Source organism: Mycobacterium sp. (genome assembly GCF_025933915.1).
In the GTDB taxonomy this organism is placed as follows: Bacteria; Actinomycetota; Actinomycetes; order Mycobacteriales; family Mycobacteriaceae; genus Mycobacterium.
The window spans coordinates 1-15669 of the sequence record NZ_JAICZA010000112.1 but is presented as its reverse complement, the minus strand read 5'-3'; the positions used below and the strand labels follow the sequence as shown (position 1 = coordinate 15669).

Here is a 15669-nt window from a genome sequence, read left to right as displayed (position 1 = left end):
GCACAGCACCGAGATGCGGATCTCGGAGGTGGAGATCAGCTCGATGTTGACGCCCACTTCGGCGAGGGACTCACAGAAGGTTGCGGTGACACCGGGATGACTGCGCATTCCGGCCCCGATCAGCGACACCTTGCCGATGTGGTCGTCGTAGAGCAGCTGACTGAACCCGATCTCGTCTTTGAGCGCGTCGAGCTTGGCCACCGCGGTCGGCCCGCTGTCACGCGAGCAGGTGAAGGTGATGTCGGTCTTGCCGTCCTCGACCTTGGAGACGTTCTGCAACACCATGTCGATGTTCACGTCGGCATCGGCGAGCGCCCGGAAGACGCGGGCGGCATATCCGGGGATGTCGGGGATGCCGACGACGGTCACCTTGGCCTCGCTGCGGTCGTGCGCGACTCCGGTCAGGATGGGGTCTTCCATGGCTATGTCCTTGATCGATCCGACGACGACGGTGCCTGGGTTTTCCGAATACGAGGATCGGACATGCACCGGAATGTTGTAGCGGCGTGCGTATTCCACGCAGCGCAGCATCAAAACCTTGGCGCCGCAAGCCGCCATCTCGAGCATCTCTTCGAAGGTCACCGTGTCCAGCTTGCGGGCGTTGTGCACGATCCTCGGGTCGGCGCTGAAGATGCCGTCGACGTCGGTGTAGATCTCGCACACGTCGGCGCCGAGGGCCGACGCCAGCGCCACCGCTGTGGTGTCCGAGCCGCCTCGCCCCAGGGTGGTGACGTCCCGGGTGTCCTGGCTGACGCCTTGGAAGCCGGCCACCAACACGATGCGGCCCTCGTCGAGCGCGGTCTGCAGCCGTCCGGGCGTGACCTCGATGATCTTGGCGTTGCCGTGCGTGCCGGTGGTGATGACGCCCGCCTGCGAACCGGTGAACGAGCGCGCCTGCGCACCCAGCGATTCGATCGCCATCGCCACCAACGCGTTGGAGATGCGCTCACCGGCGGTCAGCAGCATGTCGAGTTCGCGCGGCGGCGGGGCCGGGCACACCTGTTGGGCCAGATCCATCAGGTCGTCGGTGGTGTCGCCCATCGCGGAGACGACGACTACTACGTCGTTCCCCTGCTTCTTGGTCGCGACGATGCGCTCGGCCACGCGCCGGATCCGATCGGCGGTGGCCACCGAGGATCCGCCGTACTTCTGCACGACGAGCGCCACGTTTCTTCCTGTCTCTCCGGCCCTGGACACTTCAATTTCGGGTATAAGTCCACAACAGAATACGTGCCACCGCATGGTGATTTACGTCGCGATACCTGGTACCGCGGCCTGCGGATTCGCTACCGTCTCAGCGGAGTTTTTACCAGGGCGCCAAAAGCGGTAAAGTGCAGGACGTGCAGCGGGTGCTCCTCCTCGGACGCCGCGACGGGGTCTGATCCAGACCGGCTTCCCGTCGCGGGTGTTCGCGATGCGCCGGTCTGAAGTTCCCTTCTGAGACCCCCGGAGCAATCACCGTGACTACCAATCCAGACGCATTCAGCTCGACACGCAGCATCGTCAAACCCGCGGGCCCACCGGGGCCCGGGCAGCCCGCGTGGAACCCCCAGCGAGGCTCGTCGATGCCGGTCAACCGATACCGGCCCTTCGCCGACGAAGTCGAGCCGATCCGGCTCGCCGATCGCAGTTGGCCCGATCGGGTGATCACCAACGCGCCGCTGTGGTGTGCGGTGGACCTCCGCGACGGCAACCAGGCGCTGATCGACCCGATGAGCCCCACCCGCAAACGCCGCATGTTCGATTTGCTGGTTCACATGGGCTACAAGGAGATCGAAGTCGGGTTCCCGTCGGCCAGCCAGACCGACTTCGACTTCGTCCGCGAGATCATCACCGACGGCGCCATCCCCGACGACGTCACCATCCAGGTGCTGACCCAGTGCCGGCCGGAGCTGATCGAGCGCACGTTCGAGGCGTGTCACGGCGCGCCGCAAGCCATCGTGCACTTCTACAACTCGACCTCAATCCTGCAGCGCCGCGTCGTGTTTCGCGCCGAGGAGGCCGCGGTGCAAGCCATCGCGACCGAAGGCGCCCGCAAGTGCGTCGAGGAGGCCGCCAAGCACCCGGGCACGCGGTGGCGGTTCGAGTATTCGCCGGAGTCCTACACCGGAACCGAGCTGGAGTACGCCAAGCAGGTGTGCGACGCCGTCGGCGAAATCATCGGGCCCACACCGGAAAACCCGATCATCTTCAACCTGCCCGCCACGGTGGAGATGGCCACCCCCAACGTCTACGCCGATTCGATCGAGTGGATGAGCCGCAACCTGGCCAACCGGGAATCCGTCATCCTGAGCCTGCACCCGCACAACGACCGCGGAACCGCCGTCGCCGCAGCGGACTTGGGCTACCAGGCGGGCGCCGACCGCATCGAGGGTTGCCTGTTCGGCAACGGCGAGCGCACCGGCAACGTCTGCCTGGTGACGCTGGGGATGAACCTGTTCTCGCGCGGCGTGGACCCGCAGATCGACTTCTCCAATATCGACGAGATCCGCCGAACGGTGGAGTACTGCAACCAGCTGCCGGTCCACGAGCGTCACCCCTACGGCGGGGACCTGGTCTACACCGCGTTCTCCGGCAGCCATCAGGACGCCATCAACAAGGGCTTGGACCAGATGAAGGTCGACGCCGATGCCACGGACACCGACGTCGAGGACATGCTCTGGCAGGTGCCGTATCTGCCGATCGACCCCAAGGACGTCGGGCGCACCTATGAGGCGGTGATCCGGGTCAACTCGCAGTCCGGCAAGGGCGGGGTGGCCTACATCATGAAGGCCGATCACGGCCTGGCCCTGCCGCGACGGTTGCAGATCGAGTTCTCCCAGGTGATCCAAAAGATCGCAGAGGGCACAGCAGGGGAAGGCGGCGAGGTCAGTCCCAAGGAGATGTGGGACGCCTTCTCCGAGGAGTATCTGGCCCCGGTGTGGCCGCTGGAGCGGGTGAAACAGCGCGTCGACGCTTCGGAGGAAGACAGCGGCATCACCAGCATCGCCGCGACGGTCAAGATCAACGGGGTGGAGACCGAGATCAGCGGGGCCGGCAACGGCCCGCTGGCCGCGTTCGTCCACGCGCTGGGCGGTGTCGGCTTCGACGTGGCCGTCCTGGATTACTCCGAGCACGCGATGAGTTCCGGGGACGACGCGCAGGCCGCGGCCTATGTGGAAGCGTCGGTGTCGATTGCGAGCGCGGCGGAGCCGGGCGAAGCGGGTCGGCACCCATCAGGCCCGGTCAACGGCCAGACGGTGTGGGGGGTCGGCATCGCACCGTCGATCACCTCCGCGTCGCTGCGCGCGGTCGTGTCGGCGATCAACCGCGCCGCTCGCGCCTGATCAGAACAGCGCGAGCTGCGGATCCACGTCGGTGGGGTCGGTGAATTCGTCCATGCTGGTGCCGCCGATGACGGCGCCGACGCAGTCCATGAACTGGGCGTCGGAGATCACCGGCACCCCCAATTGCCGGGCCAGATAGCCTTTGCCCTGCCCGGGGGCGAGGTCGTTGCAGACCACCAGCGAGGTCTCCCGGTCGACGGTGTCACTGTAGGACAGCCCGGCATGCAGGATCCGCTCGACGAGTTCCTCATGGGTGCGGCCGACCTCGGCGGCCAGCGCCACCCGCATGCCCTGGACGAGCGGCCGGCCGCCCACGTAGGGGCCCGGGTTGAGATACGGGCACGGCATCCGGGAGGCCAGCACCTTCAACGGGCGTAGCTCGTCGTGGGTGACCCGGCCGTTCGGCCAGCGGCGCCGGGTCACCGGGTGTACCGGCAGCCAGATGTCGCCCTCGCGGGCGAGCTTGAGCGCCGAGGCCAGGACGCCGGTCAGCACCATCGCGTCGTCGAAGGCGTCGTGGGGGCGCTCCTGGGTCACGCTCCAGTGCGCCGCCAGCGTTTCCAGCCGCAGGTTATCGACGCCGAGGTCCAACCGCCGGGCCAGCTCGACCGTGCACATCACGCTGTCGACGGGAAGCTCGATTTCGGCGAGTTCGGCCTCGGCGGCGAGAAAGGCGTAGTCGAACGCCACGTTGTGGGCCACCAGCGTGCGGCCGCGCAGCACTTCGATCACGTCTCCGACGATGTCGGCGAACTGCGGTTGGTCTTCGAGCATGGCGGCGGTCAGGCCGTGCACGTGGGTGGGGCCCGGATCGACCCCGGGGTTGAGCAGGCTCACCACCGATTGCTCGACCCCGCCGTCGGCGTCCAGGCCGAGCACCGCGAGGCTGATGATCCGTGCCTGACCGGGCCGGAAGCCCGAGGTCTCGACGTCGACAACGGCCCAACCCGCGTCCGGCTCGCTGGCCGGCCGACCCCAGCACACCGCGCTCATACAGTGAGGATGGCACGGCCGGCCGACATCATCGGTGTCACGCGGCGCCGTGTCGGGCCGGAACATAAACTCACCGGCGTGATCACCACCCGTGCCCGTATGGCCCTCGCCGCGGGAGCGAGCGCGCGCTGGGCATCGCGGGTGACCGGACGCGGGGCCGGGGCAATGATCGGCGGGCTGATCGCGATGACGCTGGACCGCTCGGTTCTCCGGCAGCTCGCCGCCGGACGGCGCACGGTCATCGTCACCGGCACCAATGGCAAATCGACCACCACCCGGATGACGTCGGCCGCGCTGGAAACCCTGGGCGCGGTCGCCACCAACGCCGAGGGCGCCAACATGGACGCCGGCCTGGTGGCCGCGCTGGCCGCCAAACGGCAAGCGTCCCTGGCCGCCCTGGAAGTCGACGAAATGCACGTCCCGCACGTTTCCGACGCCGTCGAGCCCAGCGTCGTCGTGCTGCTCAACCTGTCGCGCGACCAGCTGGACCGGGTCGGCGAGATCAACGTCATCGAACGAACCCTGCGCGCGGGCCTGGCCCGGCACCCGAACGCGACCGTCGTGGCCAACTGCGACGACGTGCTGATGACGTCGGCGGCCTACGACAGCCCCAACGTGGTGTGGGTGGCCGCCGGGGGTTCGTGGTCGAACGACTCGGTCAGCTGCCCGCGCAGCGGTGAGGTCATCGTCCGCGAGCACGGACACTGGTACTCCACCGGTGCCGACTTCAAGCGGCCCAGCCCGCAGTGGTGGGTCGACCCGCAAGACGGGGGCGCGCTGCACGGCCCTGACGGCCTGTCCCTGCCGATGCGGTTGGCGCTGCCGGGCGCGGTGAATCGGGGCAACGCCGCTCAGGCCGTGGCCGCGGCCGTCGCGTTGGGCGCGGACCCCGCGAGGGCGGTGGCGGCAGTCTCGGCGGTCGACGAGGTCGCGGGGCGCTATCGGACCATCCGCGTCGGCGAGCACGCGGTGCGGATGCTGCTGGCCAAGAATCCGGCGGGCTGGCAGGAAGCGCTGTCGATGGTGGACAAGCACGCCGACGGGGTGGTCATCTCCGTCAACGGACAGGTGCCCGACGGGGAGGACCTGTCCTGGTTGTGGGACGTGGGTTTCGAGCACTTCGAGCACACCGTCGTCGTGGCCGCCGGGGAGCGCGGGACCGACCTCGCGGTGCGTCTGGGCTATGCGGGCGTCGAACACACCTTGGTGCACGACACCGTCGCCGCGATCGCGTCGTGCCCGCCCGGCCGGGTGGAGGTCGTCGCCAACTACACCGCGTTCCTCCAGCTGCAACGGGCGTTGGCGCGCCATGGCTGATTCGACAGTGCGGATCGGGCTGGTATTGCCCGACGTGATGGGGACCTACGGCGACGGCGGCAACGCGCTGGTGTTGCGCCAGCGGCTACGGCTGCGCGGTATCGCCGCGGAGATCGTCGAGATCACGCTGGCCGACCCGGTGCCGGAATCGCTGGAGCTCTACACGCTGGGCGGGGCGGAGGATTATGCGCAGCGGCTCGCCACCCGGCACCTGATCAAGCATCCGGGGCTGCAGCGCGCCGCGGAACGGGGCGCGCCGGTGCTGGCGATCTGCGCGGCCGTTCAGGTGCTCGGGCAGTGGTACGAAACGTCGGCCGGGGAACGGGTCGACGGCGTGGGCCTGCTCGATGCGACCACCTCCCCGCAGGATGCGCGCACCATCGGCGAGCTGGCAACCAAGCCGCTGCCGGCGGGCCTGACCGAGCGTCTCACCGGGTTTGAGAACCACCGCGGCGGCACCGTGCTGGGCCCGTCGGCGTCGCCGCTGGGCGCGGTGGTCAAGGGCGCCGGCAACCGGTCCGGAGACGGCTTCGACGGGGTGGTGCAGGGCAGCGTGATCGCGACCTACATGCACGGGCCGTGCCTGGCCCGCAACCCACAACTGGCCGACCTGCTGCTGGGCACGGTGGTCGGTGAATTGGCGCCGCTACCGATTCCGGAAGTGGACCTGCTGCGCCGCGAGCGGCTGGCGGCGCGCTGAGGCATGCCGAGATGACGAAGATCCGCGCGAGACTGGCCGTCGGTGCCGCACTGGTCGCCGCGTTCATCGCGTCGTCGACACCGTCGCACGCCAACCCGGAAGTGCTCAACGGCCGGTACAACGTGCTCTACGCGGGCAACGACAAACCGACCGCCTGGCTCTTCGTCCCGTGCGGATCGGACTGCATCCTGGCGACCTCCCAAGATGGCGGGACGTTCGTCATCAGCTGGGAATTCCACCTCGCCAATGGACGATGGACTCACAGCGGCACGGCCCAGGCGCCGTGCCCGAACGGCGCATCCGCTCCGGTGACCGTCAACTACAGCTTCGATGCCGTGTCGCTTGCCGGCGAAGGCCAGCAGACGACGACGGACGCGTGTGGTTCAGAGGCGGGGAAGACCTCTACCAGGTCGTTCCAATTGAGCAAGGCCTGACGAACGTCACGCCATGGCCCGACGGCCGGTGAGCGCGCGGCCGAGCGTCAGCTCGTCGGCGAACTCCAGGTCGCCGCCCATGGGCAGCCCGGAGGCGATGCGTGTCACGGTCAGGCCGGGGATATCGCGCAACATCCGAACCAGGTAGGTGGCCGTCGCCTCGCCCTCGGTGTTCGGGTCGGTGGCGATGATCACCTCGGTGATGTCGACGTCGTCGACCCGCTCCCCGATCCGGCTCAGCAGCTCGCGGATGCGCAGCTGCTCGGGACCCACCCCGGACAGCGGATCGAGCGCACCGCCCAGCACGTGGTAGCGGCCGCGGAACTCGCGGGTGCGCTCGACGGCCTGCACGTCCTTCGGCTCCTCGACGACGCACACCTGGGAACCGTCCCGTCGGGGATCCGCGCAGATCCGGCAGCGCTCGTTGTCGGAGACGTTGCCGCACACCGCACAGAACCGCACACCGTCTCGAACCTTCGCCAGCACCGCGCTCAGCCGGTCGATATCCGGGGGTTCCACCGACAACAGGTGAAAGGCGATGCGCTGGGCGCTTTTGGGTCCGATGCCCGGTAGCTTGCCCAGCTCGTCGATCAAATCCTGGACGGGTCCTTCGAACATGTCGGGAGCGGAATCTAAAGGCCCGGCGCCGGCGCGGGTGGTTGCCCCGGCGGCGGGCCGAACCCGCCGGCCAGCGACCCCAGCCGCTCCTGCGCCATTCGGGTGACCTGCTTGGACGCGTCGGCCATGGCGCCGACGATCAAGTCCTGCAAGGTCTCGACGTCCGACGGGTCGACGACGGAGGGATCGATCTTCACGGCGACCACCTCGCCGCTGCCCTTGACGACAACGTTGACCAAACCCCCGCCGGCTTGACCATGCACCTCAGCGTTGGCCAGTTGCTGCTGGGCTTCCATGAGCTTTTGCTGCATCTGCTGCGCCTGGGCCAGCAGCGCCGACATATCGCCTCCGGGTTGCATGACAGTCCCCTCGCATCTTGGTCTCGACTTGATTTCGCTCGTGAGTCTCCGGCGATTCGGAACACCCAGCGTAAACCGCTCGGCGTTAGCTTTGCGCCGTGGACCTACGACTGAGCAGACGTGTCGGGATCAAATTGGCGGTTGGTGTGCTCGTTGCTGCGTCGACGGCGATCACCCCCGCCGCCTGGGGGGCCCCCTCCAACATCGCCGGCATGGTGGTTTTCATCGATCCGGGCCACAACGGCTCCAATGACGCGTCCATCAACCGGCAGGTGCCCACCGGCCGCGGCGGCACCAAAGACTGTCAGGCCAGCGGGACGGCGACCGCCGCCGGCTATCCGGAGCACACCTTCACCTGGGACACGGCGCTGCGGGTGCGCGCCGAGTTGACCGCTCTGGGAGTCCGGACCGCCCTGGCCCGCGCCAACGACACCGGTCTGGGACCGTGTGTCGATGAGCGCGCCGGCACGGCCAACGCGCTTCACCCCAACGCGATCCTGTCCATCCACGCCGACGGCGGCCCGCCGTCCGGCCGCGGGTTCCACGTCAACTACTCGGCGCCGCCGCTCAACCAGGCGCAGGCCGGACCCTCGGTGCAGTACGCCCGCATCATGCGCGACCAGATGCAGGCCTCGGGAATCCCGCCGGCCAACTACATCGGGCAGAACGGCCTGTATGGACGCTCGGATCTGGCCGGCCTGAACCTCGCGCAGTACCCGTCGGTTCTGGTCGAGTGCGGCAACATGAAGAATCCCGCGGACTCGGCGCTGATGCAGTCCGCGGAGGGCCGGCAAAAATACGCCGACGCGATGGTCCGCGGCGTCGCGGGGTTCCTGGCCTCCCAGGGCCAGGCGCGCTGACGCTGATCGCCCGGCGGCTTTGTCGATCGAACGGCTACTGAACGGGCGTGAATTCGAGGTGTAATTCCTTGAGGCGCCTGAACAGGAATGTGCGGTCCCATTTGAGCCGACGAACGCCCGCCGGACCGTGCTCGGTGTCCGACAGCCGAATGTCGGCCATCCGGTTGAGGATTCGTTCTAGACTCACCCGTACCTCGGCGCGGGCGATCGGGGCACCCGGACAGGTGTGAATGCCACGGCCGAATGCGATGTGCTGCAATATGTTCGGGCGCCCGAGGCGGAATTTATTGGGCTCGTCGAACCGTCGTGGATCGCGGTTGGCAGCACCGTTCATCACGAGCAAGCTGGTGCCGGCCGGCACATCGACGTCGCCGATCCTGGTGGTACGCCGCGCCATCCGGAAGTTCGATTTGATCGGGCTTTCAAAGCGCAGCATCTCCTCGATGAAGGCGGGAATCATCGAATTGTCCTCGCGCAGTAGCTCTTGCAAATCCGGTCGCTCGGCCAGCATCAACATCGCGAGGCTCAACAGGTCGATCGTGGTGCCGTGGCCTGCGGCGAACATGAAGGTGGCGACGCGGGCGACGTCAAGAGGGTCGGGCGTCGTCCCGTCGGGGAACTTCGCCAGCGCAAGCTCGGTGAGGATGTCGTCGCGCGGCTCGCGCCGCCGTTCCTCGATGTACTCGACGAACCACTCCTCTTTCACGCCGACGAAGCCGCTGCGTTCTCCTTCGAGCCTGCTGGCGATCGCCGCGCGGCGGAATCGCTCACGGTCGGCCTCCGGTACGTCCAGCAGGTTGGTGATCGCGTCGAGCGTGAACGGAAAATTGTAGTCAATGACGATCTCGCACTTGCCATCCGCGACGAAGCGGTTGAGTTGTTCATCGGCAAGACGCCACAGGAATTCCTCGTTGTTCTTCAGCTGCTTCGGCGTGAACAACCGGCTCAGCAGCGAGCGGTGCGCGGTGTGCTTCGGAGGATCGAACGTGATGAAGTATTCGCCGAACGTCATCCTCTGGCGGTGTCGCTCGATCAGATCCGCGATGTCATCGCTGCCGGCTTCGATGGGAAGCCCCGACCACGGCCCGCTGACGATATTGCACACCGAGAGGGCCTCGTCGGCGCCGCGTTGCACGACGACGGCTTCGTCATACCCCGACACCATCACGACGCCATGTGCTGGCTCACGTCGTATCGGACAATGCCGGAGCGCGTCGTAGTAATCGTAAGGGTCATCGACGAGCGACTCGTCGGTGAAGAAGTCGAGGTTCTCGAGTCCGCTCACTTCACCTCCCGAGCGTTGCTACACGAATTATCAGGGGCGAGGTAGACATACCCAAACGTCCGCCGCGAAATCGCGTAGGACGCGATGGTACCTCCGACTTCAAGCTACAGATTCAAGTAGCAGCCGGCGCCGATCGCGCGGCGGCACACGAAGTCGCGAGGGCGCGCATTTCGAAGGAGTTGTTCTCCGCTAGCAGGTGCCGCGCGTCCCGGCGCGACGGGCCGCCGAATCCGACGAACTCGTGACCTCGGCCCTGCCGTTATTCTCGGCGCCGCGCAGGAATGCGCCCGGAAGGATCATCGCGACAGCTTGGTCACGTTCTGAGCTCGCGCGGGGCCGACCTGATTCGCTTCGGCGTACAGATCATTGGCGCGCTCCTGTTCTGCCGCAAGCTTTTCCAGTGCCGCGATGGCACGCCTGAGGAGGTCGATAGATTCCTCGACAGACTCCTTCATTTCGTTGAAACCGGGTATGAATCCCATCTGGGTTTCCCTCCTATCGGGATTTCCCTCGCTTGCGAGCCGGAAGCTTGAGCCGCCTTCTGATTGGGGTTTGCCCGCCCCGGGTCATCGTAGGCCAGCAAGTCAACGCGCGCCTCGGTCAAAGGTTCTCGATCCACGTCGTCCGTAGGACGGACCGTGTGGACGCCGGGTTCGCTGCACGGCTGCCCGGCACCGAGTGCAACAACCGCCCTACAAGCCGTCGCTCACGCGACGGGGCACCGCCACCCCACATTCGAAGGGCCCGGCCAGCCTGCCCGGCGTGACCGCGTTTCCCCGTCGGGCGGAAAGGCATTGCCGGGTATTGAGTGGGCGATTTCCAACGAATGGTCGTTCGACGGACGAATTACCGGTCCATCGACTGGGGAACTGCCGCCGTGCGCCGGTAAGAAAAGGCGCCTCCGCAATGGATCGGTGTGGGCGCGATCGGTCTTTCCATCAGGTTTTGGACAAAATCGGTTACTCATTCCAGGGCGGTTGAGCGATTTCCCGGCAGCTGACCCTGATCGGATTGATCAGGCTGCCAAATCGCGCTGGACGTATCCATACACTCCGAGCGCGGTCAGGATGGCGCCGACGAGCAGGAGAATGGCGGTGGCCGCAAAATTGGGCGGTGCGTCGGGTACGGCGGCGAGGTGCGTCCACGGCGACACGTCGGCAACCCAGCCGGGCGCGTTCGTGGACTTCGTGATCACGTTCACCAGGAACCCGCCCACAACCGGCAGTGCGCCGATTGCGGCGGGAGCGGATGGCAACCACCCGACGCCCACCGCGGCCGCCCCGGCTGCGAGTAACGCCACCGGAACGGAATTCAGCGCACCCGCAACCGAATCACTCAACTGCAGTGGGGCACCGGCGATTTCGGCGCCGCTCCAAATGCCGAATGCGGCCGAGCAATGCAGGATTACGACCCCCCCGGCGGTGACCATGATCTCGGCCGAAATCAGACGTCCGCGTGAAATAGTCTGGGCGAACAACAAGGTCAATCGACCGGCCTTCTCGTCGGTGACCATCACGGCGAGACGCACTGCCGCGTACAGCCCTGTGGCAACCGCGAGCATGCCGAAGAGAACCGCAGCGCCGACGTTCACCAATTCATGACCGCTCATCCCGGTGGGCGCGGCAAGTTTAGCGATGCGCGGGTTCGACTGAAACAACTCGAGAATGGAGGGGAGCAACAGGCCGACCAGAAAGAAGTACGCGGCGATACCCGTGGCCCAACCTAGCGTGGTCCGGACGCTCCGGCGAAAGGCAAACCCGCCGATCGACCGCAACAATCGAGTCCGTGGAGGACGGCTGACCGGCACCGTCACCACCCCGGCACCCAAATCGCGGTGGCTTGCCGCGAAGAGGGTCGCTCCGGCCAGCACTACCGGAAACGCACCCAGCACGATCAGCGGGACGAGGCGGTTTTCGGCGTATGGCGCCGAGCGGGCGGCAATCCCGAACGGCGTCATCCAAGCCCACCATGCCAATTGATGCGAGCCGTCGGAGATCATGCGCAGCATCAGGCTGACGCCCAGAGTGGCAACCGTAAGGCTCGTGGCCCCGGACCGGCTCGGCATGATTTGTCCGGCGAGCAGAGCTGTCGTCGCGAAGGTTGCGGCGATACCGGCGATTCCGATCGCATAGAGCACTGCGCCAGTCGGTTGGGTGTGCGCCGCCAGAAGTCCCGCCGCGACCGCCACACCGATCAGCGCCGAGTAACCAATAAGCGCGGCTAGGCATCGGGCAACCACGTCGAGCATCCGCAGGCGTCCCGCGAGGAGCAGATCCCACCGCCGGTCATCCTCCTCGCCGCGGGTGATACGTGTGGCGGCAAGCGTGATCCATCCGCTCGCGAGCACCGAAATGGCTGTGCCGGTGCGCCACACGGTGAAACCGCCGGGATTGTCCAGAGCCACCGGTGGGCCCGACAAGATCCTGATGGCGGGATTCTCGGCAAGTACGCGCAGCCCTGATTCATCCAGCAAGGCGCCGATCGGCTGGTACTGGAAGGCGACCAACGCCGACATGATTCCGCAGATCAAGGCGACCACCGCAGCGCTTCGGCGGAGCTGGCACACGGCAAGCCGGCTCACGGCCTGCCCCGGCGCGAGTTGCGCCCCGGCGGATCCCGGTGAACCCGGCACCGTGGCCGCTGTCATCGTGCAGCTTCTCCGTAGTAGTCGAGAAAGATCTCCTCGAGAGTCGGTTCGTGCATCGTGAGCGCGGTGATGTCGGCCGCGGCGAGCGCTCGAATCGCGGCCGCCGGCGGTCCAGTCAGATTGAAGCGCAAGCGTTCACCGTCCAGCTGTTCGACGCTGGACACGGTGCCAACATCACCCAGGGCAGGTCGAGTGCCGCGATAGGACACCTCGACTACGGTCCGACGCAATCGGCGTAAATCGCCGATGCTGTTGACTTCGACGAGTCGCCCAGCACGCAGAATCGCTACCCGATCGCACACGGCTTCTACCTCGGCCAGCTGATGCGAGCTGAGGAACACCGTCTGGCCACGCTCGCGGGCTTCGGCGACACAGCCGCGAAATGCCCTTTCCATCAAGGGATCCACACCGCTTGTCGGCTCGTCGAGCACGAGAAGCGGCGCCCGTGTCGCGAATGCGGCGACAAGTGCCACCTTCTGCCGGTTGCCCGTCGAATAGGTTCTGGCCGGCTTGTCCAGCTCGAGGTCGAAACGCCCGACCAATTCGTTGCGATAGGCCGCGTCTACACCGGGGCCGACAGAGCCAAGCAGCTCAAGGATTTCCGCGCCCGTCAGGCGCGGCCACAGCGCAACGTCGGCAGGCACGTATGCGATGTGACGATGGGACCGACGGACGTCATCCGCGGGGCAACCGAATATCCTCGCAGTCCCGGCGGTCGGGCGAATCAATCCGAGCAGCAGGCGAATCGTCGTTGACTTGCCGGCGCCGTTGGGCCCCAGGAAGCCGAAGATCTCGCCGGGCGCGACGCTCATAGTCAGACCCTCGACCGCCGCGACGCGGCCAAACCGTTTGGTCAGTCCGTCGACCCGGATAGCAGGGGTGACGGCAGTGTGCGCCGAGGGCTTCATGCCCGAAGGGTAAGTCCAACGCGCGCAAAGATCATTCAGTTCGACCCGGAGGCCGCTGCCTTCGGCTGACTCGCGCAGTTACAGGTGCCGCCGATGGAATGAGCATTGCCGGCTGCTCTGCATTTTGTTGCCGGCGGACCCGTGGCTCCTGCTTTTCTCACCGCGTCGCGGGAGTTAGCTGATTCGATTTGCAATTCGCAGACGTCCGGCCATTGTTCGCAAATAACGAGTGCGCACGGCATCGGGCGCATCTTTACGGGGCGCCGAGTAATGACAACGGCGCTGAACGCCCAGAGAATCGTTCGGCATTTACGTTCGCCTTTGCTGGCTAACGCCGGATAAGTCGAGGCGGTGTTCGCTAGCGTGGCTAACAAGCACCGGATATTTCATGATTTCAGGGTGGTCCGCACCTGCCCGGCGCGGTAAGCTACGAGCGCAAACATCACTGCGGGTCACATCGGGAGAAGCCTTGGCCAGCGGGTTTCTGCGAAGCGCACACCAGTTACTGAACCGCGCTGGCAGTCCCGCCCAGAACTTTGCCGATGCCCACGCCGGCCATGCCGGCCTGCGGTCGGTGGACGGCGGATCCTGCAGTTCCGCGGCGCACTACTCTATCTGCCCGCGCTCACCACTCGACTTGGACGTGAATTCTGACGACGCCTGCTTAAGGGCCCATACGCTCCCCGGCATGGTAGCCAGTCGAAGGTTCCGGACGGTTTCACTGGTCGAAAAGTTTGGGCGTGAGGCTGGTAGCGACCCGCCCAGCTGATAAGTAGGCACTTAGCAGGTGGGTAGTCGGATGGAACTCGATGACCGGGCCTTCCCGCTGACGCGGGGACAGCTGGACATCTGGCTTGCACAGACAACGGGCAACTTCGGCGCGACGTGGCAGCTGGGCGAGCTGATCCGAATCGACGGCGCGATCGAGCCTGCTTTGCTTCAGCGGTCGATCATCCAGGCGGTGCGCGAAGCCGAACCGCTCAGAGCCGGGTTTTTCGAGCTGGACGGCAGGGTCTTCCAGAAGCCGGTTGACTACCCGGACGTCGAGCTTGCTCGCTATGACCTGACCGGCTCGCAGGATCCTGCACAGGGTGCCTACCGGCTGGCATCGTCGATCCAACGCACCCTGATGCCCCTTTCCGGCCCGCTGTTCAAATTCGCGTTGATGCAGACACGGGCGGATGAATTCTATTTGTTCGCATGCTGCCACCACATAGTGGTGGACGGAATCGGGATTACTCTTGTTTGTCACCGAATAGCGCATATTTATAACGTAATCGCTTCCGGCGCGTCGGCCTCGCCCGCTTTTTTCGGATCGCTGAAGGATCTGATCGATTGCGAATATGAATACGAAGCGTCAACTGATTATCTCGATGACCGGGCTTACTGGATCAAGAACATTCCACCGGAAAGCGAGGCGCGTAATCGGTTGGCGCCCATCGCCGACGACGGCGGCGGTGATCCAGGTGAACCCTCTGAACCCGTTCAATTGGACCCTTCAGCAGTGGCCGGCGTCCAGGCGCTGTCCCATGCCTTCGGGGTGCGTCGATCGTCGGTGATCACCGCAGCGTGTGCGCTTCTGGTTCGCGCGTTCGACACCGAGAGTTTGGAGGTCGTACTCGACTTTCCGGTGAGCAGGCGAGTACGCGCAGAGACCCAGATGGTGGCCGGAATGATTTCCGGCTTTGTGCCACTGACGTTGAAAACTTCGCCTGACCTCACAGTCGCCGAGTTTTGCAAAAATGTCGACACATGTATGCGGGAAGCACTGCAGCATCAGCGGTTCCCCGTGCATTCGATTGATTATAAAGCGCGTCTTCGCGGCTCTGGACAGGCGTCGAACAGGGTTGTCGTCAATTTCATTCCGGCCACCCATATGGCGGATCTCGCCGGTGCTCCGGTATCAGGAACACTGACCCACGCCGGCCCCGTCGAATTCGGCCTGGTCTTTTTCAGAGACGGCGACCAGCTTTTCCTCAGCACGGTGGGTTCTAGGCAGTTCTTTTCAAACTCCGATGTCCGCGATCTCGCGCAGCGTCTGGGGCGGGTGTTGGTCGCGGTGACGGCCGATCCCGCGCGGTCGTTGTCGTCGATCGATGTGCTTGATGGGTCCGAGCGTGTCCGGTTGGCGGTGCTGGGTAATCGGGCGGTGTTGATGGGGCCGGTCGTCTCGGCGCCGTCGATTCCGGTGTTGTTCGCCCAACAGGTGGCCCGTATCCCGG

General features: G+C 65.8%; 14 protein-coding genes. 6 read left to right on the top strand and 8 right to left on the bottom strand.

Annotated features, from left to right (window positions below; translation table 11 throughout):
* Nucleotides 1-1167 (bottom strand): aspartate kinase (locus Q0W90_RS17140; protein ID WP_297775359.1); only part of this gene is annotated, 1167 nt, incomplete at its 3' end.
* A 287-nt stretch (nucleotides 1168-1454) separates the two neighbouring features.
* On the opposite strand from Q0W90_RS17140, the gene leuA reads away from it, so the two are divergent.
* The gene (gene leuA, locus Q0W90_RS17135) at nucleotides 1455-3326 is read left to right on the top strand and encodes a 2-isopropylmalate synthase (protein WP_297775361.1); all 1872 of its coding nucleotides are present in this window, start codon (nucleotides 1455-1457) and stop codon (nucleotides 3324-3326) included.
* Here the strand turns inward: leuA and Q0W90_RS17130 are convergent, their stop codons facing one another.
* Complete coding sequence (locus Q0W90_RS17130; RefSeq protein WP_297599017.1) at nucleotides 3327-4319, bottom strand: DEDDh family exonuclease; 993 nt, start codon at nucleotides 4317-4319, stop codon at nucleotides 3327-3329. It abuts the gene before it with no gap.
* Nucleotides 4320-4397: 78 nt separating this feature from the next.
* Between Q0W90_RS17130 and Q0W90_RS17125 the strand changes: the two genes are divergently transcribed.
* Genes Q0W90_RS17125 through Q0W90_RS17115 form a run of 3 tightly spaced genes read left to right on the top strand, consistent with a single transcriptional unit; the run spans nucleotide 4398 to nucleotide 6770 of the window.
* A complete protein-coding gene (locus Q0W90_RS17125; RefSeq protein WP_297599015.1) occupies nucleotides 4398-5636 on the top strand; it encodes a Mur ligase family protein in 1239 nt (412 codons plus the stop codon).
* Nucleotides 5629-6336, top strand: a complete 708-nt coding sequence (locus Q0W90_RS17120) for a glutamine amidotransferase (RefSeq protein ID WP_297599013.1) — start codon at nucleotides 5629-5631, stop codon at nucleotides 6334-6336. Before Q0W90_RS17125 ends, Q0W90_RS17120 begins: the two co-directional genes overlap by 8 nt.
* A gap of 11 nt (nucleotides 6337-6347) precedes the next feature.
* Nucleotides 6348-6770: a hypothetical protein gene (locus tag Q0W90_RS17115; protein WP_297599012.1), complete on the top strand. Its 423-nt coding sequence runs from the start codon at nucleotides 6348-6350 to the stop codon at nucleotides 6768-6770.
* 6 nt (nucleotides 6771-6776) lie between these two features.
* Here Q0W90_RS17115 and recR read toward each other — a convergent pair whose 3' ends face one another.
* Both recR and Q0W90_RS17105 read right to left on the bottom strand, forming a co-directional pair.
* Complete coding sequence (gene recR, locus Q0W90_RS17110; RefSeq protein ID WP_297599011.1) at nucleotides 6777-7388, bottom strand: recombination mediator RecR; 612 nt, start codon at nucleotides 7386-7388, stop codon at nucleotides 6777-6779.
* A 14-nt stretch (nucleotides 7389-7402) separates the two neighbouring features.
* Nucleotides 7403-7747 (bottom strand): YbaB/EbfC family nucleoid-associated protein, encoded by a 345-nt coding sequence (locus Q0W90_RS17105; protein ID WP_297599008.1) that lies wholly within the window; start codon nucleotides 7745-7747, stop codon nucleotides 7403-7405.
* Between the two features lie 98 nt (nucleotides 7748-7845).
* Between Q0W90_RS17105 and Q0W90_RS17100 the strand changes: the two genes are divergently transcribed.
* The gene (locus Q0W90_RS17100) at nucleotides 7846-8607 is read left to right on the top strand and encodes an Rv3717 family N-acetylmuramoyl-L-alanine amidase (RefSeq protein WP_297599006.1); all 762 of its coding nucleotides are present in this window, start codon (nucleotides 7846-7848) and stop codon (nucleotides 8605-8607) included.
* Nucleotides 8608-8641: 34 nt separating this feature from the next.
* On the opposite strand, the gene Q0W90_RS17095 is transcribed toward Q0W90_RS17100, so the two are convergent.
* From Q0W90_RS17095 to Q0W90_RS17080, 4 genes are all read right to left on the bottom strand, one after another.
* Nucleotides 8642-9892: a cytochrome P450 gene (locus Q0W90_RS17095; protein ID WP_297775357.1), complete on the bottom strand. Its 1251-nt coding sequence runs from the start codon at nucleotides 9890-9892 to the stop codon at nucleotides 8642-8644.
* 296 nt (nucleotides 9893-10188) lie between these two features.
* Nucleotides 10189-10374 (bottom strand): hypothetical protein, encoded by a 186-nt coding sequence (locus Q0W90_RS17090; protein ID WP_293040602.1) that lies wholly within the window; start codon nucleotides 10372-10374, stop codon nucleotides 10189-10191.
* 533 nt (nucleotides 10375-10907) lie between these two features.
* Nucleotides 10908-12431: an ABC transporter gene (locus Q0W90_RS17085; protein ID WP_297775356.1), complete on the bottom strand. Its 1524-nt coding sequence runs from the start codon at nucleotides 12429-12431 to the stop codon at nucleotides 10908-10910.
* Between the two features lie 104 nt (nucleotides 12432-12535).
* Entirely contained in the window at nucleotides 12536-13447 is a 912-nt protein-coding gene (locus Q0W90_RS17080; RefSeq protein ID WP_297775355.1) for an ABC transporter ATP-binding protein, read from the bottom strand.
* 799 nt (nucleotides 13448-14246) lie between these two features.
* Between Q0W90_RS17080 and Q0W90_RS17075 the strand changes: the two genes are divergently transcribed.
* The coding region (locus tag Q0W90_RS17075; RefSeq protein WP_297775354.1) for a condensation domain-containing protein at nucleotides 14247-15669 on the top strand (1423 nt) is incomplete at its 3' end.

Bases quoted from the DNA above. Each gene is read 5' to 3' on its own strand.
- Q0W90_RS17090 (WP_293040602.1), bottom strand. From the start codon at position 10,374: ATGGGATTCATACCCGGTTTCAACGAAATGAAGGAGTCTGTCGAGGAA.
- Q0W90_RS17115 (WP_297599012.1), top strand. From the start codon at position 6,348: ATGACGAAGATCCGCGCGAGACTGGCCGTCGGTGCCGCACTGGTCGCC.
- Q0W90_RS17080 (WP_297775355.1), bottom strand. From the start codon at position 13,447: ATGAAGCCCTCGGCGCACACTGCCGTCACCCCTGCTATCCGGGTCGAC.
- recR (WP_297599011.1), bottom strand. From the start codon at position 7,388: ATGTTCGAAGGACCCGTCCAGGATTTGATCGACGAGCTGGGCAAGCTA.
- Q0W90_RS17105 (WP_297599008.1), bottom strand. From the start codon at position 7,747: ATGCAACCCGGAGGCGATATGTCGGCGCTGCTGGCCCAGGCGCAGCAG.
- Q0W90_RS17130 (WP_297599017.1), bottom strand. From the start codon at position 4,319: ATGAGCGCGGTGTGCTGGGGTCGGCCGGCCAGCGAGCCGGACGCGGGT.
- Q0W90_RS17120 (WP_297599013.1), top strand. From the start codon at position 5,629: ATGGCTGATTCGACAGTGCGGATCGGGCTGGTATTGCCCGACGTGATG.